The sequence below is a fragment of the Paraburkholderia phenazinium genome (genome assembly GCF_900100735.1).
In the GTDB taxonomy this organism is placed as follows: domain Bacteria; phylum Pseudomonadota; class Gammaproteobacteria; order Burkholderiales; family Burkholderiaceae; genus Paraburkholderia; species Paraburkholderia phenazinia.
Map to the genome: position 1 here is coordinate 125717 of NZ_FNCJ01000016.1, position 23643 is coordinate 149359.

The 23643-nt window shown below is 63.7% G+C and carries 22 protein-coding genes; 13 read left to right on the top strand and 9 right to left on the bottom strand.

The genetic code is table 11. The features are described 5' to 3' along the window. Positions 1 to 74: 74 nt before the first annotated feature. Entirely contained in the window at positions 75 to 1565 is a 1491-nt protein-coding gene (gene ansP / locus BLQ92_RS29015; protein ID WP_090689954.1) for an L-asparagine permease, read from the bottom strand. Between the two features lie 271 nt (positions 1566 to 1836). Here ansP and BLQ92_RS29020 point away from each other — a divergent pair, with 271 nt between their 5' ends. Both BLQ92_RS29020 and BLQ92_RS29025 read left to right on the top strand, forming a co-directional pair. Further along, positions 1837 to 2790, top strand: a complete 954-nt coding sequence (locus BLQ92_RS29020) for a LysR substrate-binding domain-containing protein (protein ID WP_090690121.1) — start codon at positions 1837 to 1839, stop codon at positions 2788 to 2790. A gap of 50 nt (positions 2791 to 2840) precedes the next feature. Then, a complete protein-coding gene (locus BLQ92_RS29025) occupies positions 2841 to 3800 on the top strand; it encodes a substrate-binding domain-containing protein (RefSeq protein WP_090689960.1) in 960 nt (319 codons plus the stop codon). 62 nt (positions 3801 to 3862) lie between these two features. On the opposite strand, the gene BLQ92_RS29030 is transcribed toward BLQ92_RS29025, so the two are convergent. Continuing rightward, positions 3863 to 6025 (bottom strand): FUSC family protein, encoded by a 2163-nt coding sequence (locus tag BLQ92_RS29030; RefSeq protein ID WP_090689963.1) that lies wholly within the window; start codon positions 6023 to 6025, stop codon positions 3863 to 3865. A 385-nt stretch (positions 6026 to 6410) separates the two neighbouring features. Between BLQ92_RS29030 and BLQ92_RS29035 the strand changes: the two genes are divergently transcribed. From BLQ92_RS29035 to BLQ92_RS29050, 4 genes are all read left to right on the top strand, one after another. Then, positions 6411 to 6878 carry a sugar dehydrogenase complex small subunit gene (locus tag BLQ92_RS29035; protein WP_090690124.1) on the top strand — a complete coding sequence of 156 codons (468 nt, stop codon included), beginning with the start codon at positions 6411 to 6413 and terminating at the stop codon, positions 6876 to 6878. Position 6879: 1 nt separating this feature from the next. Further along, entirely contained in the window at positions 6880 to 8490 is a 1611-nt protein-coding gene (locus BLQ92_RS29040; protein WP_090689968.1) for a GMC family oxidoreductase, read from the top strand. Between the two features lies 1 nt (position 8491). Further along, positions 8492 to 9781, top strand: a complete 1290-nt coding sequence (locus tag BLQ92_RS29045) for a c-type cytochrome (RefSeq protein WP_090689972.1) — start codon at positions 8492 to 8494, stop codon at positions 9779 to 9781. 310 nt (positions 9782 to 10091) lie between these two features. Further along, a complete protein-coding gene (locus tag BLQ92_RS29050; RefSeq protein ID WP_090689976.1) occupies positions 10092 to 11906 on the top strand; it encodes a GGDEF domain-containing protein in 1815 nt (604 codons plus the stop codon). Between the two features lie 86 nt (positions 11907 to 11992). Here BLQ92_RS29050 and BLQ92_RS29055 read toward each other — a convergent pair whose 3' ends face one another. Then, complete coding sequence (locus BLQ92_RS29055) at positions 11993 to 12706, bottom strand: class II aldolase/adducin family protein (RefSeq protein WP_090689980.1); 714 nt, start codon at positions 12704 to 12706, stop codon at positions 11993 to 11995. Between the two features lie 139 nt (positions 12707 to 12845). Between BLQ92_RS29055 and BLQ92_RS41155 the strand changes: the two genes are divergently transcribed. Continuing rightward, entirely contained in the window at positions 12846 to 13148 is a 303-nt protein-coding gene (locus tag BLQ92_RS41155; RefSeq protein ID WP_143016681.1) for a type 2 periplasmic-binding domain-containing protein, read from the top strand. A 65-nt stretch (positions 13149 to 13213) separates the two neighbouring features. Here BLQ92_RS41155 and BLQ92_RS29065 read toward each other — a convergent pair whose 3' ends face one another. Together BLQ92_RS29065 and BLQ92_RS29070 are read right to left on the bottom strand one after the other, a co-directional pair. Next, the gene (locus tag BLQ92_RS29065; RefSeq protein ID WP_090689987.1) at positions 13214 to 14176 is read right to left on the bottom strand and encodes an AraC family transcriptional regulator; all 963 of its coding nucleotides are present in this window, start codon (positions 14174 to 14176) and stop codon (positions 13214 to 13216) included. Positions 14177 to 14219: 43 nt separating this feature from the next. Beyond that, positions 14220 to 14906, bottom strand: a complete 687-nt coding sequence (locus BLQ92_RS29070) for an HAD family hydrolase (RefSeq protein ID WP_090689990.1) — start codon at positions 14904 to 14906, stop codon at positions 14220 to 14222. 130 nt (positions 14907 to 15036) lie between these two features. Between BLQ92_RS29070 and BLQ92_RS29075 the strand changes: the two genes are divergently transcribed. Both BLQ92_RS29075 and BLQ92_RS29080 read left to right on the top strand, forming a co-directional pair. Beyond that, positions 15037 to 15960 carry a LysR family transcriptional regulator gene (locus tag BLQ92_RS29075; protein WP_090689994.1) on the top strand — a complete coding sequence of 308 codons (924 nt, stop codon included), beginning with the start codon at positions 15037 to 15039 and terminating at the stop codon, positions 15958 to 15960. A 144-nt stretch (positions 15961 to 16104) separates the two neighbouring features. Beyond that, complete coding sequence (locus BLQ92_RS29080) at positions 16105 to 16830, top strand: alpha/beta fold hydrolase (protein WP_090689997.1); 726 nt, start codon at positions 16105 to 16107, stop codon at positions 16828 to 16830. A gap of 52 nt (positions 16831 to 16882) precedes the next feature. On the opposite strand, the gene BLQ92_RS29085 is transcribed toward BLQ92_RS29080, so the two are convergent. Further along, complete coding sequence (locus BLQ92_RS29085; protein WP_090690000.1) at positions 16883 to 17485, bottom strand: CDP-alcohol phosphatidyltransferase family protein; 603 nt, start codon at positions 17483 to 17485, stop codon at positions 16883 to 16885. A gap of 414 nt (positions 17486 to 17899) precedes the next feature. On the opposite strand from BLQ92_RS29085, the gene BLQ92_RS29090 reads away from it, so the two are divergent. The 3 genes from BLQ92_RS29090 (at position 17900) to BLQ92_RS29100 (ending at position 20118) form a co-directional block, all read left to right on the top strand. Further along, positions 17900 to 18529, top strand: coding sequence for a lysophospholipid acyltransferase family protein (locus BLQ92_RS29090; RefSeq protein WP_090690004.1), 630 nt, complete (start codon positions 17900 to 17902; stop codon positions 18527 to 18529). A gap of 61 nt (positions 18530 to 18590) precedes the next feature. Beyond that, positions 18591 to 19523, top strand: coding sequence for a phosphatidate cytidylyltransferase (locus BLQ92_RS29095; protein WP_090690008.1), 933 nt, complete (start codon positions 18591 to 18593; stop codon positions 19521 to 19523). Between the two features lie 13 nt (positions 19524 to 19536). Further along, on the top strand, positions 19537 to 20118 hold the full coding sequence (locus BLQ92_RS29100) for a YcxB family protein (protein ID WP_090690011.1): 582 nt from the start codon (positions 19537 to 19539) through the stop codon (positions 20116 to 20118). On the opposite strand, the gene catC is transcribed toward BLQ92_RS29100, so the two are convergent. From catC to BLQ92_RS29115, 3 genes are all read right to left on the bottom strand, one after another. Beyond that, positions 20092 to 20382 carry a muconolactone Delta-isomerase gene (gene catC / locus BLQ92_RS29105; RefSeq protein WP_090690014.1) on the bottom strand — a complete coding sequence of 97 codons (291 nt, stop codon included), beginning with the start codon at positions 20380 to 20382 and terminating at the stop codon, positions 20092 to 20094. The genes BLQ92_RS29100 and catC overlap by 27 nt on opposite strands. A 90-nt stretch (positions 20383 to 20472) precedes the next feature. After that, complete coding sequence (catA, locus tag BLQ92_RS29110; RefSeq protein ID WP_090690018.1) at positions 20473 to 21381, bottom strand: catechol 1,2-dioxygenase; 909 nt, start codon at positions 21379 to 21381, stop codon at positions 20473 to 20475. Positions 21382 to 21428: 47 nt separating this feature from the next. Continuing rightward, positions 21429 to 22586, bottom strand: a complete 1158-nt coding sequence (locus tag BLQ92_RS29115) for a muconate/chloromuconate family cycloisomerase (protein WP_090690021.1) — start codon at positions 22584 to 22586, stop codon at positions 21429 to 21431. Positions 22587 to 22689: 103 nt separating this feature from the next. Between BLQ92_RS29115 and BLQ92_RS29120 the strand changes: the two genes are divergently transcribed. After that, on the top strand, positions 22690 to 23577 hold the full coding sequence (locus BLQ92_RS29120) for a LysR family transcriptional regulator (RefSeq protein ID WP_090690024.1): 888 nt from the start codon (positions 22690 to 22692) through the stop codon (positions 23575 to 23577). The last annotated feature ends 66 nt before the right edge of the window (positions 23578 to 23643 follow it).

Genomic DNA, 23643 nt, shown 5'->3' on the forward strand with positions numbered 1-23643 from the left:
CGTGCGGGTTGCGGGTTGCTTGTTGCGGCTTGTGGCTAGTTGTGATGGCTTGTGGCGAGTTGCGAGCCCCAGCTCTACTCGTCTTCGAGAATGCTTTGCGTGAGCGCGACCGAGGGAATGGTCGGCTTCAACATGGCGCCGGCGCGGCGGCGCACGCCATACCAGCCGGCCACCAGCAGCAGCACCACGACCGGAATCGAAGCGACCGTCCATGTGCCGTTCGGATAGTCGAACGCCATCAGCACCAGCACGCCCACCAGGAAGGCCAGCGTCAGCCACGAGGTGACCGGCGCGCCGGGCATCTTGAAGCTCACGTCTTCGGCCTCGCCGCGCGCCACCGCCTGGCGGAACTTCATCTGGCAGACCACGATGAAACCCCAGGTGCTGAGAATGCCGAGCGAGGCGATATTCAAAACGATTTCGAACACGCTCGACGGCACGAAGTAGTTGAGCACCACCCCGATCACGTAGATCGCCACCGTCACCAGGATGCCCGCGTAGGGCACCGATTGCGAACTCATGCGCGACAGGAAGTTCGGCGCGGAGCCGCCCATCGACAGCGCCCGCAGCACCCGGCCGGTCGAATACAGGCCGGAGTTCAGACTGGAGAGCGCAGCCGACAGCACAACAACGTTCATCACCGAGCCCACGCCCGGCACGCCGAGCGCGCCGAAGAACGTGACGAACGGGCTTTGCCCCGCCTTGTAGGCGCTCCACGGCAACAGGCACACCAGCAGCACGACCGCGCCCACGTAGAACAGGGCGATCCGCCAGATCACGCTATTGATGGCGCGCGGCAACACCTTGCGGGCGTCCTTGCACTCCCCTGCGGCCGTGCCGACCAGCTCGACGCCGGCAAAAGCAAACACCACACCCTGGACCAGCACCAGCGCGGGCAGCAAGCCATGCGGAAAGAAACCGCCGTTCTCGCCGATCAGATGCACGCCGGTGCTATTGCCGGCCACGTGCATGCCGGTGCCGAGAATGATCGACCCGATCACGAGGAACAGCGAAATAGCGGCGACCTTGATGAGCGCGAACCAGAACTCCATCTCGGCAAACCATTTCACGCCGATCAGGTTCATGGCCGCGACGATGCACAGCGCGATCAGCGCGAACACCCATTGCGGCACTGAGGCACACGCGCCCCAGTAATGCATATAGAGCGCGACGGCGGTAATGTCGACAATGCCGGTCATCGCCCAGTTGAGGAAATACATCCAGCCGGCCACAAACGAAGCCTTCTCCCCGAGGAATTCCCGCGCATAAGAAACGAAACTGCCGCTACTCGGGCGGTGCATCACCAGTTCGCCCAGGGCGCGCAGAATCAGAAACGAAAACACCCCGCATACCAGATAGACGATCGCCAGTGACGGACCGGCGATCTGCAGGCGCGCACCGGCGCCGAGAAACAGCCCGGTGCCGATGGCGCCGCCAATCGCGATCATCTGGACCTGACGATTACCCAACGTTTTGTGATATCCCGCTTCGTGCGATTCCAGCCAGCTTTGCTTATCCAGTTCGCCGCTAGCAACGGGGCGCGGTGAGTTATCCAGTGTGGACATAATCGGTTCCTTCCTTTAACGCGGGGCGGGAATTAACAATTAAGGTTTGGCGGGCGCTATTCGGCGTTTTTTATCGCGTCGCCACTGCACAATCGCATGAGCTGGCAAGCGAACGGTATGTAGCCCAATTTATGGCGGCAACGCTCATGCATATTTCGACTAACACCTATCGAAAAAAAACATCGGTATGCTGGGAGCGGCAGGCGGTAGGCTAGAGTCGCCGGCATCGCAAGGATGGCGGCTGTCGATTGATCCAATACAAGTGATGAATATGGAAGCAAAGTGGTTGGAAGACTTTCTTTCTCTCTCGGATACGAAGAGTTTTTCCCGTTCGGCACGCAGCCGGCATCTCACCCAGTCAGCTTTCAGCAGGCGAATCGTGGCGCTCGAAACGTGGATGGGCACGCGCCTGTTCGATCGCAGCGTCAATCCCATCACCCTCACGCCCGCCGGCCGGATGTTCCGCAGCCTCGCCGCCGACATCCTGCGCAGCATGCATGCGGCCCGTAATCTGGTGGGCGGCTACGAGCAGTTCGCGGAAAACGATCACGTGGTGCACTTCGCGGTAGCCCACACTTTGGTCTTCACGCTGTTTCCGGACTGGTTGAAGCGCCTGACCAACGAGTTCGGCAACATCATGGCGCGCGTCCAGGCCGTCAATGTGCCGGAGGGGGTGCAGCATCTGGTGGCGGGCGATTGCGACCTCCTGATCGGCTATCACCATGCGCAACTGCCGATCGCGCTCGACCCCAATCATTTTCCTTTCCTGACCCTCGGGGTCGAGCGGATCCTGCCGGTGTCGGCCGCCGGGCCCGACGGCAAGCCGCTCTTCGAACTGCCGGGCAAGGCCGGCCGGCCCTTGCCGCTGCTCGCCTATTCGTCGGGCGCCTTTCTCGGCAATGTGGTCGAAATGCTGCTGATGAACGCGACCGAGCCGTATTCGCTGTACCGCTGCTTCGAGACCCACATGTCGGAAGCGTTGAAGGGGATGGTGGCGGCAGGCCATGGCATCGGCTGGCTGCCCGAAAGCTGTATCGCCAAGGAGCTGCACGAAGGCACGCTGGTGCGCGCCGGTTCCGACGCGTGGTCGACCGAGCTCGAGATCCGCCTGTACCGGCCCGTCAAGCAACGCGGCCAGGCCGCCGAGCAGTTGTGGGCCTATATCAGCAACCAGTCGGTGGAGCCGCGAATCGAGGCTTTGCCGGAGATGCTCGCGCCGGGCTAGGCTGTATCATTCCTGTGCGCCAACCATCGCGCACAAGAAAAAGGAAGCCAATGGTACAGAAGACACGCCGGCGCGTGCTCGTGGCCGGCGTGCTCGCAGCGGCCGGCCTGGCAGTTTCGAAGATGACCGAGGCGGCGCCCGCGGGCAAGACGATCGCCCTCGTCCTGAAGTCGCTCGCGGATCCATTCACGGTCGCGATGGCGAGCGCCGCGCAGAACTATCAGAAACACTTTGCCGCGCAGTTCGACCTGAATGTGCTCGGCACCAGCACGGAGCTCGACACCCCCAGCCAGATTCGCATGGTCGAGACGCTGATCGCGGCCCACACCAGCGCCATCGTGCTCGCCCCGACCGATTCGAAAGCGCTCGTGCCAGTGGTGGCGCGCGCCATCAACGCGGGCATCATCGTGATCGCGATCGACAATCCGCTCGACGAAGCGGCCCTCGAAGCGCTGCGTCTCACCGTGCCGTTTGTCGGCCCGGACAACCGCAAGGGTGCGGCGATGGTGGCGAACTTCGTTGCAGCGCGGCTCAACCGCGGCGACGAAGCCGGCATCATCGAAGGCGTCGCCACCGATCTGAACGCACAGCAGCGCACCGAGGGTTTTCGCAGCGCGATGAACGCGGCGGGCATGAAGATCGTCGCGGTGACGCCGGGCGACTGGTCCTACAGCAAGGGCAAGGCGGCGGCGGCGACGATGCTCGCGCAGCATCCGCGGCTGCGCGCCCTGTTATGCGCCAACGACAATATGGCGACGGGCGCCGTCGACGCGGTTCGCATGGCGCGAAAAACCGGCCATGTGTATATCACCGGCTATAACAACGACGCGGACATCAAGCCGCTGCTCGATACCGGCCGGATGCTCGCTACCGTCGATCAGTTCGCAGCGCGCCAGGCCGTGTTCGGTCTGGATGTGGCGCTCAAGGCGCTTACGGAAATGACCCGGCAACAGGATCTGTCGCCGTTCATCGAAACACCGTTGCAACTGGTGACGGGCGCGGGTAGCTGAGCAGGTTGAGCCTGGCGCCAGCGGGTCGCCGCGCTCGCGAGCGGCACGGCTGCCGCGCCCCCTCAGGACAACACCGGTTTGGCGACGCCCTCCTCCAGGCTGCCCGTTTTCTCCACCAGCAAGCGGCGCAGATGCGCGACCTGATTGACCGCGTCGGCTTCGACCAGCGACAGGTGCTGGCGGGGAAACGCCTCCTGCTGCGCCCCCTGCCGTCCGCTGCGCAATTGCGCGTCGATCTCCTTGCTTACCTCGGCAAGCCACTCGATCAACGCCGCGTCCGCCTGCGTCTTGTTGGCGGCGAGCCGCATGCGGGTCGCCGTGCCGGCCACGCGCCGCAGCAGCGCGAGCGCGGTGATCGCGGCGCGGTCGGCCAGCGAACTCTCCAGCTTCTCCAGCCGCAGGCGGTTGAACGCCTCTTCCGCATTGTTGCTCGCGAGCCCCGCGGCGCGACGCAGCCGCTCCACTTCGGTGTCCGCGCCGCCGGCATGCCGCAGCGCGCCCAGCAGATAGTCGAGGTTCGCGGCGACGGCATCGGCGAGCCGGATGCGGAAATCGACCGGCTCGCGGCTTGGCCAGAGCAGGAAGGTCGCCAGCAGCGCAATCGAGCAGCCGAGCACGTTATTGCCGAGCCGGGTGAGCGCATAGCCCCACTCGCTCGCGCCTGGCGCGGCAAAATCCGCCACCAGCACGAAGGTCGGCGTGAGGAACAACACGAACAGGCTATAGCTCACCGTGCGCAGCGCCATGGTGGCGCAGACCAGCGGAAACACGATCAGCGAGATGCCGAGCGGCGAATGGATGGCAAGGCCGATCGCCGCCGCCAGCAGTCCTCCGGCAATGCTGCCCGCAGCCCGCTCGATACTGCGCGGCCAGGTGCCGGCAATCGAGGGTTGCAGGATCAGCAGCGTGGCCATGGTCGCCCAGTAGCCGAACGGCACATGCAGGGTCCGCACGATCATGAAACCCGCCGTCACGGCCACCCCGACGCGGGCGGCATGGCGCAGTCCGATCGACTGGAGCGACGCGTTGGCCTTGAGCGTCATCCATGCGCGGCCCACGTTGTCGACGGCGGCCTGAAACCAGCCGGTCTCACGCCGCTGCGGCGGCTCGACTTCGAGCGAGTCGGCACGCAGCTTGAGCGACAGCGGCTCGCCGAGCGCCAACTCCAGGGCGCCGGCCAGCTTGTGCAGACGGCGTTGCAGCGCGGCAAGCGTGGCCCGCGACTCGCCCGCCTGCGCGGCCCGCCTTGCGCCCGGGTCCTCGCTGACGGCGCGGCCGGTGCGCAGCAGCACCTCGGCAAGCGCCGACAAAACGCGCGCCGCCCGCTGCGGCTCGCGCAGGTTGTGATGGCCGCGCTCGCAGGCATCGGTGACGGCGATCAGATAGGCGAACAGCCGCTCGGTATCCGCCAGCGCCAGCAGCAGGTTCTCGTAACTCTCGCGCTTGTCGACCCGCGAGTTCGGCACCTTGGCCAGCACCTTGCGAGCGGTCTCCAGCGCGGCGCGCGCCTGGCCACGATAGGTTGCCGCATGGCGCGCCCACAGGCCGAAGTCGGCGCTGTCGCGCCTCAGCAGCCGCGCGCTGTCGAGCGCGATATCGGCAAGCCGCCCGTAGACCGCGCGCAAGGCCATGCGGCTCGGGCCAAAGGGATGAATGCGCCACACGGTCAGACTGAGCGCCACCGCAAACAGACACCCCGACAGGTAGATGGCGAGGAACAGCAGACTGTCGCGCACACTGTGCATCGGCTTGTCGACCATCACCACGCAGGCGGTCGCCGCCAGAATTCCCACCTGCGAAGCCGCCGCGCCCCATACGCGGGCGAACGCGCCTGCCGTCGCGAACAGCAGGATCGCGGCGGTCGCGGCCAACGTGCCGGCGCCCGAGGCGAACGCGGTAATGCCGCCGCACAGCGTGGAGAGCAACGCAAAGCTCAGCATCGAGGCAAAACGCATGCGGTTGGTCCCCGCGGCATCCGCGAGGCAGGTCCAGAAGGCGCCGATCGCCGCCCACGCAAACAACGGGTTGTGCAGCAGGTTGCCGAGCAGCAGCATCGCCGTGGACGCGCAGGCCGCCCGCAGCCCCTCGGACAGATTCGTCTCGTCGACCGCGAACGACACCATCCACACCGGCCGGTGGCGCGACACGGTATCGGCGAGTGCATGCAAGGTGTTCAGACGGCGGTTGGCCGCGTGCTTTGCCTTGCGCTGGAAATGACCAAACATTGAACCTTGGCGATGAAAACTGGGTTGAACGGCGCTTCGACCGGGTGAGTGGACACGCCTGATAACGATTCCACTCACGATCTTTGCAGAATTCAAGATAATACGGGTTAACCCTAGAAACAAATATGAGTTCGCTGCATGCCGGCGATGCCTTTTGTCCATCGTCCCTGGACTGCCGAAGCCCGCCGTCCATTGTGCTCCCGCCCTGCCCGCGCCGGACAGCGAAGCGGATTGCCTGGCTGGTGTCAGGTTCGTGGCGAACTGGAACCGGTTCCACTTATAATCGGGCCGCAATACCCCACATCGACATTAAGAACAAGAGAGGAATGTCAAATTGAACCGAGATGACTCGCACGGCGACCATGCGGCGGGAGCAGCGCCCTCGCTGGCGCCGCTGACATCGGCCGGCCGCCGCCAGTGGCTGCAAGGCGCGCTCGCGCTGACCGTGGCCGGCCTGACCGGCTCACTGACCCTGCGGGCCTTGGCCGACAACAGCACGGCCGCACCGCTCGATGCGTTCATGACGCTGTCGCAGGCATTGACGGGCAAGTCCGGGCTCGATCGCGACGTCGGCGCACGGCTCTTCGCCGCGCTCACGAAGTCCGCCCCCGACCTCGCGCCGCATCTGCCGCAACTGGCCGGGGCGTTCGCTGCCGGCTCGTCCAGCCCGCGCGACCAGGCGCTCGCGCTGCGCATCATGGAAGGCTGGTATCTGGGCACCGTCGACAACGTCGTGGTGACCTACGAAGAAGCGCTGATGTATCGAGTCGTCTCCGACACGCTGATCATCCGCTCCTACTGCCCCAACAAGCCCGGCTTCTGGGCCGCCAAACCCGTAGAAAAACAATCCTGATATGGCCGACACTCAACAAGCCGACGTTGTCGTCGTAGGCTCGGGCGTGGCGGGCGCGATCGTCGCGCACCAGCTCGCCCTCGCCGGTAAATCCGTGATCCTGCTCGAAGCCGGTCCGCGCATGCCGCGCTGGGAAATCGTCGAACGCTTTCGCAATCAGCCCGACAAGTCCGATAACTCCGCGCCGTATCCGTCGAGCGCCTGGGCGCCGCACCCGGAGTACGGCCCGCCCAACAACTATCTGATCCTCAAGGGCGAGCACAAATTCAACTCGCAATACATTCGCGCGGTGGGCGGCACGACGTGGCACTGGGCTGCGTCGGCGTGGCGCTTCATGCCGAACGACTTCAAGATGCAGACGGTCTATGGCGTGGGCCGCGACTGGCCGCTCCAGTACGACGATCTCGAGCACTACTATCAACGCGCCGAGGAAGAACTCGGCGTGTGGGGACCGTCCGATGAAGAACTCGGCTCGCCGCGCAGCCAACCGTACCCGATGCAGCCGCTGCCGCTCTCGTACAACGAGCAGACCATCAAGAGCGCGCTCAACGGCTACGACCCGAAGTTCCATGTGGTGACCGAGCCGGTGGCGCGCAACAGCCGTCCGTACGACGGCCGTCCCACCTGCTGCGGCAACAACAACTGCATGCCGATCTGCCCGATCGGCGCGATGTACAACGGCATCGTGCACGTAGAGAAGGCCGAGCAGGCCGGCGCGAAGCTGATCGACAACGCTGTCGTCTACAAGCTCGAAGTGGGCCCGCAAAAGCAGATCACGGCGGCCTTGTACAAGGACCCGCAGGGCAACGAGCATCGCGTGGAAGGCAAGTACTTCGTGCTCGCGGCGAACGGCATCGAAACGCCGAAGATCATGCTGATGTCGACCAGCCACGACTTCCCGAACGGCGTGGGTAACAGCTCGGACATGGTGGGCCGCAACCTGATGGACCACCCCGGCACGGGCGTCACGTTCTATGCGAACGAGAAGCTGTGGCCCGGCCGCGGTCCGCAGGAAATGACTTCGCTGATTGGCTTTCGCGACGGCCCGTTCCGCGCAACCGAAGCCGCCAAGAAGATCCACCTGTCGAACCTGTCGCGCGTCGATCAGGAAACGCAGAAGATCTTTGCCGAAGGCAAGGTGCTCAAACCCGCCGAACTCGATGCGCGGATTCGCGACCAGTCGGCGCGCTTCGTGGAGTTCGACTGCTTCCACGAAATCCTGCCCGCACCGGAAAACCGCATCGTGCCGAGCAAGACCGAGACCGACGCGATCGGCATTCCGCGCCCCGAAATCACCTACCGCATCGACGACTACGTGAAGCGCGGCGCCGCACATACACGCGAAATCTATGCGACGGCGGCCAAGGTGCTGGGCGGCACGGACATCCAGTTCCAGGACGAGTTCGCGCCGAACAATCACATCACCGGCGCAACCATCATGGGCAGCGACCCGCGCAACTCGGTGGTCGACAAGGATTGCCGCACCTTCGACCATCCGAACCTGTTCATTTCCAGTAGCGCGACCATGCCGACGGTGGGCACGGTCAACGTGACGCTGACCATCGCCGCGCTGGCGCTGCGCATGGCAGACCAGTTGAAGAAGGAAGTTTGACGTGCTGAAGAAAACCTTTTTCTTTCTGCTGGCCGGCGCGCTGGCCCTGCCCTCGTTCGCCCGGGCTGCTGCGGCTGCTGAAGCCGATCCCGCCAACAACGCCGCGCTCATCAAGCAAGGCGAGTATCTCGCCGTGGCCGGCGATTGCATGGCCTGTCACAGCACCGTCAAAGGCAAGCCATTCGCGGGCGGCCTGCCGTTGAAGGTGCCGATGCTCGGCACGATCTATTCAAGCAACATCACGCCGGATGCGCAAACGGGTATCGGCACGTGGACGCTCGAAGACTTCGACCGCGCGGTGCGCAAAGGCGTCGCCAAGGACGGCCACAACCTGTATCCGGCCATGCCGTATGTGTCGTACGCGAAGATCAGCGATGACGACGTGAAGGCGCTGTACGCGTACTTCAAGTTCGGCGTGGCGCCGGTCAACCAGCCGCAGCGGCCGAGCGACATCCCCTGGCCGCTCAGCATGCGCTGGCCGCTCACGGTATGGAACTGGGTGTTCCTCAAGAATGGTCCGTACCAGGCCAAGCCGAACCAGAGCGTTGCATGGAATCGCGGCGCCTATCTGGTGCAGGGTCTCGCTCACTGCAGCACCTGCCATACGCCGCGCGGCTTCGGCATGCAGGAGAAGGCGCTCGATGAAAGCGGCAGCGGCTTCCTGAGCGGTTCGGTGCTGGCGGGCTGGGACGGCTACAACATCACCTCAGACCCGAACAGCGGGATCGGTTCATGGAGCCAGGCGCAACTGGTGCAGTACCTGCAGACGGGCAGCGTGTCCGGCCTTGCACAAGCGGCCGGTCCGATGGGCGAAGCGGTACAGCACAGCTTCTCGCATATGAGCGATGCGGATATCGACGCGATTGCGACGTATATCCGCACCGTGCCCGCGGTCAGCGACGGCGCCGCGCACTCGCGCTCCAGTTGGGGTGCGCCGGCCACGGACGTGACGCGGCTGCGCGGTGTCGCGTTGAGCGAACAGCTCGACCCGGCACGCCTCTATCTGGGCAACTGTGCGACCTGCCACCAGGCGCATGGCCAGGGCACGCCGGACGGGTACTATCCGCCGCTGTTCCATAACTCGACGGTGGGCGCGTCCAATCCCGGCAATCTCGTGCAGGTCATTCTGCACGGCGTGCATCGCAAGGCGGGGGCGAACGATGTCGGCATGCCGGCGTTTGCCACCGAGTTGTCCGACGCGCAGATCGCCGCGCTCAGCAACTACGTGACCAAACAGTTCGGCAATCCGGCCGCGACGGTCAACGCCAACGACGTGGCCAAGCTGCGGTAAACGACTCCGCAAGGAACGCCCCGTTCTTTGCGTGGCGAGGCAGCGATCGCTGCCTCGCTTCTCTCTTCTCTTCCCCGCCTCTTTAGCCTGCTCGCCCCGCTCGTGGGCATCGCTGTTGCACACCGCGTTCGCAGGTCAATCGCCCCCCTCCGTCGGCCCTGCTACGGTCCGGATAAGACGCGGCCGCCCGCACTTCGCACGATGCGTACTGAATTTTTCAGGCGGCAGGCCGATAACCAGCTGAGGGCTTCGCACTTGTGTCGCCAGCAGTCGGACTGCGCCGCACCACGTGGCTTATTTGCACACCCAGATGGCAAGATACACTCGGCTTCGCGGCACGCCCCGCTTCGCGCTTCGCCTCGCGCCCCTGTTCTGGATGGTCTCCTGCGTGATTCTCGCGGCGTGCGCCGTACTCGCCGCGGCGCCTTCGCTCGAAGGTAGCTGGCAACGGGTTGCACAGAGCCGCCTCACCGTCGAGCAAGTCGTTCGGCTCGACGCGGGCATCAAGGCGGCCTGGGAGGTCTCGGCGGAACGCGGGCCCACCAACGGACTGCTCGGTGCGCATGCCGACGAGGCACCCATCTGGCGGGCCCGGCTCGCGGCCCAGCGCGCCGCCAGCGACCGCGCGCTCGCCCATCTGCATGACCTGTTGAGCAGCAACGCCGACGGGCAACCCAGCGACGAAGCGCCGGTCGTCGTCCAGACGATCCGCGATCTGCGCCTGCGGCGCGGGCAGATCGACCGCCTCGCCGCGGAGCCGCTCATCCGGCGCGACCCACAGACCATGGTGCAGCAGGTGGACGGCATGATCGCCCTCGTGACGCCGCTGGCCGGCCTCAACGTGCGCACCGGTGCCGCGATCGTGCGCCATGACCCATCGCTGGCCGATAACATTGCGATTGCGCAATTTGCCGCCGACCTGCGCGAGTCGGTCGGCCAGGCCGGATCGTGCGTGGCGGTGGGCCTGTTCCGGCAACAAGGTTTGAGCAGCCAGCAACGGCGCAAGATCGACCGCCTGGAGGGGCGTATCGACGAGTTGCAGTTCCTCATGACCACGCGGCTTGCGCACTACAGCGACGGCGCCGACTTACCGGCGCTGCGCAGCCTGCCGATTGCCCAGGATCTCGCCCAGGGCGCGAACCTCGTTGAAGCGACGCTGGCCGCCACGCAGGCCGCTCAGGCGCCCATGGTGCAGCGTGTGAACGCTGCGGCGGGAGCAGGCATGCCAGGGCCCGCCACGGCCTTGACCCCCGGCGAATTCACGGATCGCTACGTGCCGAGAATGGCCTCGGTCGAAGCCCTCCCCGATCTGGTACTCGACGCGGCGACCCGGCGCGCCCAGCGCTTGCACGAGACCGCTGTGGCGTGGCTGTGGGTCACCGGCGCGGCGCTCGCCACGGTCCTTGGCATCGTCACGGTGGCGGGCGTGCTGGTGCACCGCTGCCTCGTCCGGCCGCTCGCGGCCGTCACTGCGCATCTGCGCGCCATCGTCGCAGAATCCGGGCCGGGCGGTGCGGCCGTTGCGCCGCGCAGCGAGATTGGCGACCTGCTGCACGCGAGCGCGGCGCTGCGCCAGGCGAACCGCCGGCGCCGGCGCCTCGAGCGTGAGCGCGACGCCCTGCTGCAACGGCTTGGACGCATGGCCGATACGGATCACCTGACCGGCTTGCTGAATCGCCGGGTCTTCGATGCGGACGGTGCGCGGGCGCTCGCCGATGGCAAGGAGATCGCGCTGCTGTTGTGCGACATCGACTACTTCAAACAGATCAACGACCGTCTAGGCCACGCCGCTGGGGACCGGGTACTGCTAAGGATGGCGCAACGCCTGCAAAGCGCGTTGCACAGCGCAGACGCGCTTTACCGCTATGGCGGCGAAGAGTTTGTCGTGATTGTCGAAACGGACAACGATTTCATACTGCCGGTCTCACTGGCAGAACGCTTGCGCGATACGCTGGAAAACACGCCGTTCGCGGTCGGCGGCGAGACCTTGCGCGTGACGATCAGCATTGGCGTCACCTGGAGTCTGTCCGGCGACGACCTCGGCACGCTCGTCGGGCGGGCCGATCAGGCGCTGTATCGCGCCAAGCGCGATGGACGCAATTGCGTGCGGACGAGCGCGGACTGAGGGTGGCGGCAGGTGGGTCGGTCGCAGATGGTTTGGTTTGCCTCGCGCCCTTTCCCTGCTTAACGTGCTCAACGTGCTTAACGTGCTTACCATGCGAGATCGGCGGCGTTGAACCGGCGTTGATAGAACGCCCAGAAGTTGGCCACTAACGGCGCGTCGAGGATCTGCCCGAGCTTGGCTTCGAGTTCGGCGCGCGGTGTCGAATGGTACGGCAGCGAAGTGGAGAGCAGCGTCAATTGCGAGCAGCACGCCCGCTCCAGAAACAGCCCCATCAAGACGCATTGCGCGACCGATCCCCCGACAAAGGTGATGCCATGATTGCGCATCAGCACCGTCGAGGCAGCGCCGAGCGCCTCGGCAAGACCCGCGCCGAGTGCCGGCGTATCGATCAGACCAGTGGTCATCTCGAAGCGTCCCGGCGGGCCGCCCAGATATGCCGCTTCATTCGTGACCGGTTCGAGCGAAACATCCAGCGCGGAAAACAGCGTGGCATGGAACGGATGACTATGTCCGCAAACCCGCACATCGGGCCGCGCTTTCATGATTTCCGTGTGGATCGGCCATTCCTTATAAATGCGGCCCTCACCGGAGAGGCGCTGGCCCTTCCAGTCGAGCAGCACGAAATCGGCGGGCCCACGCACTTCCGCGAGCGCGATGCCCGAGCGCTTGAGCCACACGCCGCGCCCTGCCGGATCGCGGTAGCCCAGATGCCCACGTGTCAGATCGGCGTGGCCTTCCATATGCAGGACCCGGCATCCCTGCGCGAGTTCATGCAGTTCGGTTTCGATCGATTCATTCAAGACGGTTCCCCTCGGATAGCACGTCACAGATTGGACGCACGATCAGCTTAGGGCCACGCCCCGCAAACCGGTTAGCGCGTCGTGTGCACTCCGGACTTGCGCCAAACGCCACCTACCCCCATGCCATAATCTGCGCAACATGGCGCCCCTTTCTGAACACATGGCCACGCGTGACCTGAATCTGCTGCTGGCGCTCGATGTCCTGCTGCACGAGTCGAGCGTAGCCGCAGCCGCCGAGCGTCTGAACCTGAGCCGCTCTGCCATGAGCCGCGTGACCGACCTCGTCGCCCACGTCGCGGAGCGTCAGACTGAACGGGCCCGGGAAGGCATATTCACGTTTGCCTTGCCGGTGTCGACCGAGCCGGTGGTCGTGGCGCAGATCTGGCATCCCCGTTCCGAGCGCGATCCGGCGCACCGCTGGCTGCGGAGTTGCGTCAAGTAGGCGTTCGGTTGAGGCATAGGGCCTGGCTGCGTCCGGCACTGCGTGACCGGTCCCGGACCGAGCCGCTAGTTCAGCTTGCGCACCGGCAGCGTCAGATCGAAGCGTTGCCGCTGACCCAGGTTGTCCCACGGCGGCTCGCGATATAGTTCGTAGGCCTTGACGACCTCGTTGACATATTGGTTGGCCACGCCGACAAGCCACGTGATGCTCAGTACGCGGTAGGTCGCGAAAATCTCCTGATACGGCGCCTGGTGTTCCAGCATCGCATAGGTAGCGGCGGGAATCTTGAGCGCGGTCAGGGGCGCGCCTTTGGGATCGAAGCCGGTATCGACAATCGCGCAATCGTAGCGAATCAATTCGTTCGGCGTGATCTCCGGGCTGTCGTACGCAATGCCAACGGCTTGCAGCTTTTCAAGCGGCAAGCCGGCCTCGCGAAGCACCGTGGCAAAGCGCTTCCAGTGCGCCTCGATATTCGCATACGGGCCATAAAAGCGTGCTGCCAGCAACGGTAAGGACTGCAACTGATTGACCCGCACGCTCTGCGCACGCGCCCTATCCTCAGGCTGCGGCTGGCTCGAAGCGCGCCGCGAGAACACCCGGTACTGGGTGGGCACCAGACCGAACTGGCGATAGAACGCCCGCACGAACGCTTCGTGACTCGCATAACCGGCCGTGAAGGCGAGTTCGATGACGTGCAGATCGTTGTTCCAGAGGCTTACCGCGGCTTCGTCGAGCCTCACGCGGCGCAGATAGACGGCGGGGCTCTCGCCCATCACGTCCTTGAAATAGCGCTGAAAATGAAACAGACTCAGGCCGACGTGCTCGGCCACGTCCTTCAATTGCACGGAGCCCTGCTCCATGAAGCGGATCGCGCGGGCGATCCGCAGGTCGTCCAGCATCTCGGGCAGCGGCTTGCGTGGCTTGGACACAAGGCGCGAGCCGGCCGGCGGCCGGACATGCAGCAAGCTCGTCTCGCACTCGATCAGGGCCTGCGCCTCTGAGCCCACGCTCACAGGGTTGTCGCTCATCGGTCCGGCTCCAGACGCAGCGGGGGGTGAGAAGGAAGCGCGGCTATGCGCTCGGCCACTGCGCGAGCATGGCCGGCAGGTGTTCCATCTTCTCGAACACCTTGGCGACGCCGGCTTCGCGCAAACCCTCGGGGCTGCTGTGGCTAAGGCCGGCCGGGCTGTAGCCGAATACGGTCGCGCCTGCTGCGACGCCGGCCGTCGCGCCGGTCACCGTGTCTTCGACGATCGCGCAACGCTTCGGGTCCACGCCCAGGGCCTGCGCGGCAGCAAGGTACACGTCAGGATGAGGCTTGCTGCGCGGCATTTCATGCCCGCTGAAGATGCGCCCGGCGAAACACTCGAACATGCCGGTTTTCTTCAGTTGCATCTCGACCTTGTACCGGTCGGCCCCTGAGGCAACCGCGATGCGGCCATCGAGCGCTTCGTAGAGGCTGCGCACGGCCGCGGCCGCACCGCTGATTTCCACCAGCTCGCGCTCGAGCGCTGCGTTGCGGCGTTCGCGAAACTGCGTGAGCCACGCGTCCGTGATGGCAAAACCCGTGTTCGCTTCGATCAGCGGCGCCTCGTCGCGCACCGTCTTGCCGATGAAGATGCGAGTGGTTTCTTCGACGCTGACCTGCCAGCCGAGTTCGCCCAGCATCTCCGAGAGCACGCGGTTAGTAATCAGTTCGGAGTCGACAAGCACGCCGTCGCAGTCGAACAGGACCGCGTCGAAGGGAATTGAGGGCATGGTGGCAAGCAAAAGAAGAGTCTCAAAGCGCTAAAGGATACTTTAACTTGCGATTCGGCGTCGGCCGGGGCACGGTTGGCTGGATAATAGTCGTGGCAAACCCAGTGATGAACGAAGAGGCCCGTACAGCATGAAACCCCTGGATCTGACGCGTTTCGATCTCAACCTTCTGGTTGTACTCGAGGCGCTTTGGGCTGAAAGGCACGTCGGCCGCGCCGCCGAAAGATTGCACTTGTCCCAGTCCGCAACCAGCCACGCCTTATCGAGGCTGCGTATTGCTTTTGACAATCCGCTTTTCATCCGTCACCCCCGCGGGATCGAGCCAACGCCGCTGGCTAACGAATTGATGCCGCGAGTGGCGGCGGTGCTCGAATCGGTCAGGCTCGTCGCCAGTCCACGTGGCCCGTTCGATCCAGGCCGTTTGCAAGGGCCGCTCTCAATCGCAACCACCGACCACGCCATCTTGACCATCATCTCCCCTGCTCTGGCCAGGATCCAGGCTGCGGCGCCGGGCGCCGTGCTGAAGCTCAGACCAGCCGATATGGAGTCCTCTCTGCGCATGCTAGACAGCGGCGATCTCGACATCGTGCTGGGGTCGGGCTCTTTTGCCCAGATCCCGCAGCGTTTCGAGTGCCAGCTTGTCCATAAGGAGCGTTTCGTCGGCGTCGCGCGCAAGGGGCACTCCGCTCTGGTCAAGCGAGGCAAGAAGCTGCACATGGAACTGGATGACTTCGTTCGGCTGCCCCACATCCTGGTCTCGCCGCGCGGCGATACGCGGGGCACGCTCGACGATGCGCTGGAGAGCCTTGGTCGTACCCGCAAGGTGAGTGCCACCTGCCCCAGCTTTCTGGCGGTTCCGTTCATGGTCGGCGCTTCGGAATCGATTGCCGTTATCGCCGAGCGAGTCGCAGTGCGGATGCAGGAGACCGCGCAGTTGAGCCTGTTTGAGCTGCCCCTGGCGCTACCAACCTGGGAAGTACTCGTTATTCGAGCGCTGGGGCGCGCCAACGAACCCGCGGTTCAGTGGATTACGGACATGATGATCGCCGACTAAACACCGGCAGGGGCTTGCTGCCGGTGGAGCGGCCAGGGGACCATGAATCTTGTGCATCGACATGGTGTATCAATGCCATTGGATCAAATGCCTCGGGCCCCCTAGAGTTCGGTTGTCGTTTATTCAACCCGCCAGGCGTACCCCATGAAAACAGAGCCCACCTTGGTCATGATCCCTTGCTTCGCAGGGGCTCCGTGGCAGCTTAATCAGTTGACCCACTTGCAGAGCCGCCCCATGCGGACCCTTCGTTTGCCGGACGACGTGCGCGAGCTGGAAACATTGGCTGACTTCATCGCTGACCAGGTGAAGGATCTCGAGAGCTATGTGTTAGTTGGCGATTCGTACGGTGCGGTCTCCTCGATCGCGGTTGCGACGCGGCAGCCGAAGGGCCTGAAGGGCCTGGTACTTTCTGGTGGTTTTGCCAGGAGCCCGATCACCTCGCCCCTGCTCAAGACGCTGGCAGCGCTTGTAGCGTTCTTCCCCGGGCCGTTTTACCGCCAGGCAACCCTTCGGGCCCACGCAGCGCAGTTGGCTTCGTCGTTTGACAAGGAGGGGGAGATACCTTGGTCAACCGGAAAGAGTCGCGCCTTCTTCATCAAGGAGACGCCGCATAAGGCCTACGTCAACCGCCTGCGCTCGATCGAGAAGGCGGACTATACGGCCCTGCTGAAGAAGATCGATGTCCCCACGCTGATCCTGACTCCCGAGGAAGACAAGCTGATCGGCAAAGAAGCCGCGGGAATCCTCTTGAAGGGCATCAGCGGTTCGCAGGAAGTCATCATGCCGCGCACCGGTCACATGTTCAGGTTCTCGCATCCTGGCGCCTACTCTCTCGAGATCAGGAAGTTTCTGGAGCGGGCATCGCTGTGAGGACTTTGCAAATAGAGGACTCCATGCAGAGCCCGATAGGGTGACCCGGCGTTTAACGTGTCTCCGCCACTCCGTTACTGACGCGTTTGCCGATGGTGACGAGCGACAGCACGATCAGTGCGCGCCACAGCCACCCGGCCCACGGCGCAACCGCCAGGCCCAGGCCGATCCACAGACCGAATGCGCCGAGCGCCACAGCCCGATCGCTTTTGCCTAGCGGTCCGTCATAACGGCGCGTAGCGCCGGCGAGCGGCCCGGTCAGACCCGCACATTCGACGATCACCGCGACTAGCGCAAACGCCCACAGATCCGCCGGATGGAAGGCAGGGATGACCAGAAACGGCAAAACCAGCGCAATGTCGGAAAACACGTCGCCGAGTTCATTCAAATAGGCGCCCAGGGCGCTCTTTTGGCCGAATTCGCGCGCCAGCATGCCGTCGATCGCATTTAACGCCATGCGCAAGAACAGCCAGACTGGAATCAGTAGAAAGAGCCGCACGAGCGGAAACCCAAACGCCGCCACCAGCCCCACCAGAATCGAGCCGAGCGCCGCCGCAATGGTGACCTGATTGGCGGTGACCCCCGCCTGTGCGAGGCGCCGCACCAGCGGGCGCAGCAGGTTTTGAAACTTCGGCTTGAGTGCGTATACGCTCATGTCTATTGACTTCTCTTGAACGAGCTTGCCGGATAATTCGCAAACCGAAGGACGAACCGCGGAACAACCCGATTTGACAAAAAATGCCAAATGAATCTGCGTAAAGTGTTATGCCGCGGTTACACAGGTTGTTTTGCGTGCGTGTGAAACAGCGACATCGTCTTTTAAACAGGGCGAAACGTCAAGAATGCCGCTACCCGGGACAGCAATGTGGTGCAAGGCGCAAAAACTCGTCATAATTCCGCGACCTAATCCCTTAGCGGTTTTGTCGCGCTTTGCAACTGGTTGGAAGGCTTGGCACAGCGCTTTTCCATTGCCGGTTATTCGTTCGAGCAAACGGCATACATTGAAACTCGCGCATAACACTCTTACTGCGAGCCGCATGGCGGCGCATCGTTTCGAAAGGCGTATTGCATGAGTATCTGGCACGCATGGCAGCGCGATTTTCTACTGGGTGTGGTGCGTCTGGTCGCCGGCGCCTACCCCGTCTGGCATCAGGCCGCACCGAATGCGACACAGAAAATCTACTTCTCGAATCACACCAGCCACGTCGACACGCTGGCGATCCTCGCCGCGTTGCCGGGCGAGCTACGCAGTCTGGTGAGGCCGGTTGCCGCGCGCGACTACTGGCAGCGCGGCAAGGCCAAGGTGCATATTGCGGGCAACCTGCTGAATGTGGTGCTGATCGACCGCAAGCACGAAGGCGAAGGAGACCCGCTCGATCCGGTCCGCGAAGCGCTGCGGCTGGGCCACTCGATCATCATCTTCCCGGAAGGCACACGCAGCGCCGAGGCGCTGCCGCAGCCGTTCAAGAGCGGCCTGTTTCGCCTCGCAAGCGAGTTTCCCGAGCTCGAGCTCTGTCCGGTCTATCTGGAGAACTTGCAGCGCATCATGCCCAAGGGCGCGATCTGGCCGGTGCCATTGATCTGTAAGGTGCATTTCGGCAGCGCGCTGAAACTGGCGGCGGACGAGACCAAGGCAGCGTTCCTCGAACGCGCCCGCAATGCGATTGTCGAACTCTCGCCCGCGCGCCATGCGGTCTAAACCAACCGCCTGCGGCGCTTGTCCGGGCCTGCACGCTCAATAAAACACGGTACGACACACTATGAGAACGGCGTTCTGGGAACTTGTCGGCGGCGTGACCGGCTTTCTGGCGATTGCCTCGGCCATCGGCGCGATTCTCGCGTGGCGCGATGGCGGGCGCAGCGCCACCATCGCCAATCTGAACCAGCGCATCCGCGCATGGTGGGGGATGATCGCGATCATGGCGATTGCGATCGGCCTTGGTCCGGCCGCCACCTACCTGGTGTTCGCGGTCGTTTCGTATCTGGCGTTGCGCGAGTTCATCACGCTCACCCCCACTTCGCCGAGCGATCACACCACCCTCTTCATCGCTTTCTTCATTGCGATTCCGGTCGAGTATCTGTTGCTGTGGGTGAACTGGTATGGGATGTTTTCGATCTTCGTGCCGGTGCATCTGTTCATCACCTTGTCGCTAGTGTCCGCACTGACGCAAGACACGCGTGAATTCCTCAGCCGCAATGCGAAGATTCATTGGGCGCTGATGGTGTGCGTCTATGGGCTCAGCTATGCACCCGCCTTGCTGATTCTGGATATTCCGCACTACACCGGCGAAAACGCGCTGCTGCTGTTCTTCTTCCTGTTGGTCGTGCAGATCAGCGACGTGTTCCAGTATGTGGTCGGCAAACTGTTCGGCAAGCGTAAGATCGCCCCGCAACTGAGTCCGTCCAAGACCGTCGAGGGCTTCATTGGCGGCGGCCTGCTCGCCACGTTGTGCGGCGCCGCGCTCTATCGCATCACGCCGTTTAGCTTCGGCGCGGCGTTTCTGATGTCGCTCGCCATTGTGCTGGCGGGTTTCGTCGGCGGCCTGGTGCTGTCGGCCGTCAAGCGCTCGCTCGGTGCGAAGGACTGGGGCTCGATGATCGCCGGCCACGGCGGCACGCTCGACCGCGTCGATTCGATCTGTTTTGCCGCGCCGGTATTTTTCCACCTGGTGCGCTATCTGTACGTGCCGTAACGGGTGTCACGAAATGAACGATCGCTCAGCGCAGCTCCCTTTCCATATTTGCGTCACCTTGACGGAGGACGATTACGTCGCGGCCAACATCGTGATGTATTCGACGGGCCGTATGGCGAAGCGGCGCTTGAAGAGCGTCGCCGGCGCACTCGTGATCGGCGCACTGGTAGGCTGGTATTGGTGGCAAACCCATGACAACGTTGCAACTCCATGGCCTGGCGTGATCGGATTCGCCGTTGCCGGCGCCGCGCTGACATTCGCTATCCAGACCCTGTTCGTCCCCATGATCCTGCGGCGTGTGATGCGGCGCGCGGTTGCCTCGCTGAAAAAACGTGGCCCGATACCGTATCTCGGCCAGCAACAGGTGACGTTCGACGAGAGGGGCGTGACCGGCGAGTCGAGTTCGTCGTCCATACGCTTGAACTGGTGGACACTGACCGCGCGAGTGGACGACGCAGAACGTCTTTATCTGCTCTCAGGTGGGACGGCCTTTGTGGTGCTGCCACGCCGCGACCTCTCGCCGGACGAGCTCGCGGACATCGACGATATCGTGTCGCGTTACATGCCCTCAACGATCTCCGTCACGAATCGATGACGCATGCCGGCATAGCGCGCGCACTTCGAGTTCCATATAGGGAAACAACGGCAACTGGCTCAGCACATCGTGCAATTGCGCCGGGCTTTCGACGTCGAATACGCTGATATTCGCGTAGTGGCCGGCGATACGCCACAGATGCCGCCACACACCCTCCTCCTGCAGCTTCTGCGACATCGCTTTCTCATCCGCCTTCAGCCGCGCCGCGCGCTCTGCATCCATATCGAGCGGCAGATTGACAGTCATTTCTACGTGAAACAGCATCGCTTACTCCGTGTCGGTCATACAGCCCCAGCTGCGCGGCCAGGCGCGCGGCGAGACCGGTAAAAGGCCAATCAACAATTGGTGTGCGCCTCAAGCCTCGGCACGCATACGTTCGACTTCGGCGCCCGGCAGGTTGTCGCGCTCCTTGAACAGCGTGAAGTCGAAATCGATCAGCGCGAAATTGCCGTCCACGCCATAGGGCTTGCCTTCTGCGCCCTCGGCCTGCTTAACCGCCGGCACGAGGCCGTCGCGCGTGGCGAAGGCAAAGTCGTCCCACAGATACGGGTCGCCGTCGATATTGATCTGCGTGGTCAGCTTGCGAAATCCCGGCGCCGAGATGAAGAAGTGGATATGCGCCGGGCGATGCCCATGACGGCCAAGCTGATCGAGCAAGCGTTGGGTCTCGCCTTGCGGCGGCACGCTGTAGCCGACCGGCACCACGCTGCGGAAGCTGTAGTTGCCGCTGGCATCCGTGCGAATCGAGCGGCGCAGGTTGAAAGCCGGTTGCGATTTGTCGAAGTACGAGTAGTTGCCGAGGTGGTTCGCATGCCACACCTCAACCAGCGCATTCGCCAGCGGCTTGCCGTCTTCGCCGAGCACGCGGCCGCGCATCACCAGGGTCTGGCCGGGGCCGGCGCCGTCGTCGAGCCGTGCATGGCCCTCGGACAGCGGCGCACCGGCCACATACAACGGCCCTTCGATGGTGCGCGGCGTACCGCCCTCGATACCGGCCTGCGCTTCCGCCTCGTCGAGACGCAGATCGAGAAAATGCTCGAAGCCGAGGCCCGCGGCCAGCAGGCCCAGCTCGCCGCTTTTGCCCGCGTCGCCGAGATAGTTCAGCGCGGTCCAGAATTCGTCAGGCTGCACATCGAGGTCTTCGATCGTATAGAACAGATCGCGCACGACCCGGTTGACGATCTGCCTGGTGCGAGGGTTGCCTTCATTGATGGCGCTGTCGTTGATCTTCTGCAGCAGCGCGTCGATTGCTTGCCGGTTCATGGGGTATCTCCTTCATGTAATGATATGGATAACGAACTGACGATCCGTCAGCTCGTGGTGATGCTTGCGCCTTTGCGCGTATCGCGCCGCAAACGGTCGATCTTGCTCCAGTCGAGCGTGAGGCCGAGGCCCGGTCCTTGTGGAAGCTGCAAGGCAAAATTCTCGTAGCGCAGCGGTTCGGTGAGAATCTCTTCGGTCAACAACAACGGTCCGAACAGTTCAGTGCCCCACTTCAGTTCGTCGAAGGTGCTGAAGAGTTGCGCCGAGGCAATCGTGCCCACCGCGCCGTCGAGCATCGTGCCGCCGTACAGGTCGAGATTCGCGGCGCGAGCAATCGCGGCCACCTGCGCAGCGCCGGCGAGGCCGCCCGATTGGGCGATCTTCACCGCGAAGACGTCGGCGGCACGCATGCTGGCAAGGGCAAACGCATCGGCGGGACCGTGCAACGCTTCATCGGCCATGATCGGCACCTGCGCCAGATCCGTCAGACGTTTGAGACCGGCGCGATTCTCCGCGGCAATCGGCTGTTCGACGAGTGTGACGCCGGCTTCAGCGAAACGTTTGACGGCCCAGATCGCTTCCGATTCGGTCCAGGCCTGATTGACGTCGACGCGTACTTCACCGCGTCCTTCGAGTGCCCGTTTGATCGCCACCACGTGCGCAACGTCGTCGGCTACCGCGCGCGAGCCGATCTTCAGCTTGAACACGCGATGGCGTTTCGCTTCGAAGACGCGCTCGGCTTCCTCGATATCGCGCTGGGTGTCGCCGCTCGCAAGCGTCCAGGCCACCTCGACGCTATCGCGCACCCGGCCGCCGAACAACTCGGACAGCGGCACGCCAAGGCGCTGCGCCTGCCCGTCGAACAACGCCGTTTCAACCGCGGATTTGGCGAAGCGGTTGCCCTGAAACGACGCACGCAGCTTCCCCATGGCGGCGCCCGGACGGGTCGCGTCCATCCCTTCGAGCAAGGGGGCGAAGTAGGTGTCGATGTTGACCTTGATACTTTCCGGGCTCTCCTCGCCGTATGCAAGACCACCAATGGTGGTGCCCTCGCCCACGCCGACCACCCCGTCGGCGCAGCGAACGCGCACCAGCACGAGCGTCTGGCAGTTCATCGTGGCGACCGAGAGCCGGTGCGGACGGATCGTGGGGACGTCGACAAGGATCGTCTCCACGCTCTCAATCCTGACGGGTGTTGCTATCATTCGTTGCACTCCTGAACTGCTTTGCTGAGGTCACCATCTTAGGAACAAACCCGGCAAGCAGTCCAACACCCATTCCGACTACTTCCATACCTTAGAGGTATGCATGGAACTTCGCCAACTGCGCTACTTCGTTGCGGTCGCGGAAGAAATGAACATCACGCGGGCCGCCGATCGGCTGCATATGACGCAGCCGCCGCTGAGCCGGCAGATCCAGCAGGTCGAGGAAAGCGTGGGCCTCGCGCTGTTCGAACGCGGCTCGCGGCCGTTACGCCTGACCGAGGCCGGCCGCATCTTCTATGCGCAGGCGAAGCGTCTGATCGACGAAGCCGACGAACTCGCACCGCTCACGCGGCGTCTTGCGCAACTGGCCGAGCGCATCGTGATCGGCTTCGTGCCGTCGACGTTGTATGGCGCACTGCCTGCGGTGATCCGCGCGTTCCGCGAAGCGGCGCCGCATATCGAACTTTCGCTGATCGAAATGTTCACCATCGAGCAACTGGGTGCGCTCAAAGGCGGTCGTATCGACGTGGGTTTCGGCCGCCTGCGCTTCGACGATGCGCAACTGGCGCGCGAAGTACTCGTCGAAGAACGGATGATTGCCGCGCTGCCGCAGGATCATCCGCTGGCGCGGCAAAAGAAGCCGCTGACGCTCGCCGCGCTCGCACAGGAAACCTTGATCGTCTATCCGAGCACGCCACGGCCCAGCTATGCGGACCAGCAGCTATCGGCCATGCATGACCACGCGCTGGAGCTGAAGGCGATTCACGAAGTGCGGGAATTGCAAACCGCGTTGGGGCTGGTCGCGGCTCAGGTCGGCGTGTGTCTGGTGCCGGAAAGCGTGGAGGGGTTGCGCGCGCATGGGGTCGTGTACCGGGAGATTCCTGGAGCCAATGCCGTGTCGCCGATCATCATGAGTCGTCGCCTGCAGGACGAATCGCCGACTACCACGTTGCTTTGCTCGCTGGCGCGTGAGCTGTTTCGGGGTGAGTAAACTAAGCGCACCGCCGCGGGGCTGTGCGGGTTATCCAGGCCTGTCGTATTTCCTGGAACGAGTGCT

Excerpts from the sequence above, each read along its gene's own strand:
- ansP (WP_090689954.1), bottom strand. The coding sequence starts at position 1,565 with ATGTCCACACTGGATAACTCACCGCGCCCCGTTGCTAGCGGCGAACTG.
- BLQ92_RS29020 (WP_090690121.1), top strand. The coding sequence starts at position 1,837 with ATGGAAGCAAAGTGGTTGGAAGACTTTCTTTCTCTCTCGGATACGAAG.
- BLQ92_RS29025 (WP_090689960.1), top strand. The coding sequence starts at position 2,841 with ATGGTACAGAAGACACGCCGGCGCGTGCTCGTGGCCGGCGTGCTCGCA.
- BLQ92_RS29030 (WP_090689963.1), bottom strand. The coding sequence starts at position 6,025 with ATGTTTGGTCATTTCCAGCGCAAGGCAAAGCACGCGGCCAACCGCCGT.
- BLQ92_RS29040 (WP_090689968.1), top strand. The coding sequence starts at position 6,880 with ATGGCCGACACTCAACAAGCCGACGTTGTCGTCGTAGGCTCGGGCGTG.
- BLQ92_RS29050 (WP_090689976.1), top strand. The coding sequence starts at position 10,092 with ATGGCAAGATACACTCGGCTTCGCGGCACGCCCCGCTTCGCGCTTCGC.
- BLQ92_RS41155 (WP_143016681.1), top strand. The coding sequence starts at position 12,846 with ATGGCGCCCCTTTCTGAACACATGGCCACGCGTGACCTGAATCTGCTG.
- BLQ92_RS29065 (WP_090689987.1), bottom strand. The coding sequence starts at position 14,176 with ATGAGCGACAACCCTGTGAGCGTGGGCTCAGAGGCGCAGGCCCTGATC.
- BLQ92_RS29070 (WP_090689990.1), bottom strand. The coding sequence starts at position 14,906 with ATGCCCTCAATTCCCTTCGACGCGGTCCTGTTCGACTGCGACGGCGTG.
- BLQ92_RS29075 (WP_090689994.1), top strand. The coding sequence starts at position 15,037 with ATGAAACCCCTGGATCTGACGCGTTTCGATCTCAACCTTCTGGTTGTA.
- BLQ92_RS29080 (WP_090689997.1), top strand. The coding sequence starts at position 16,105 with ATGAAAACAGAGCCCACCTTGGTCATGATCCCTTGCTTCGCAGGGGCT.
- BLQ92_RS29085 (WP_090690000.1), bottom strand. The coding sequence starts at position 17,485 with ATGAGCGTATACGCACTCAAGCCGAAGTTTCAAAACCTGCTGCGCCCG.
- BLQ92_RS29090 (WP_090690004.1), top strand. The coding sequence starts at position 17,900 with ATGAGTATCTGGCACGCATGGCAGCGCGATTTTCTACTGGGTGTGGTG.
- BLQ92_RS29095 (WP_090690008.1), top strand. The coding sequence starts at position 18,591 with ATGAGAACGGCGTTCTGGGAACTTGTCGGCGGCGTGACCGGCTTTCTG.
- BLQ92_RS29100 (WP_090690011.1), top strand. The coding sequence starts at position 19,537 with ATGAACGATCGCTCAGCGCAGCTCCCTTTCCATATTTGCGTCACCTTG.
- catC (WP_090690014.1), bottom strand. The coding sequence starts at position 20,382 with ATGCTGTTTCACGTAGAAATGACTGTCAATCTGCCGCTCGATATGGAT.
- catA (WP_090690018.1), bottom strand. The coding sequence starts at position 21,381 with ATGAACCGGCAAGCAATCGACGCGCTGCTGCAGAAGATCAACGACAGC.
- BLQ92_RS29115 (WP_090690021.1), bottom strand. The coding sequence starts at position 22,586 with ATGATAGCAACACCCGTCAGGATTGAGAGCGTGGAGACGATCCTTGTC.
- BLQ92_RS29120 (WP_090690024.1), top strand. The coding sequence starts at position 22,690 with ATGGAACTTCGCCAACTGCGCTACTTCGTTGCGGTCGCGGAAGAAATG.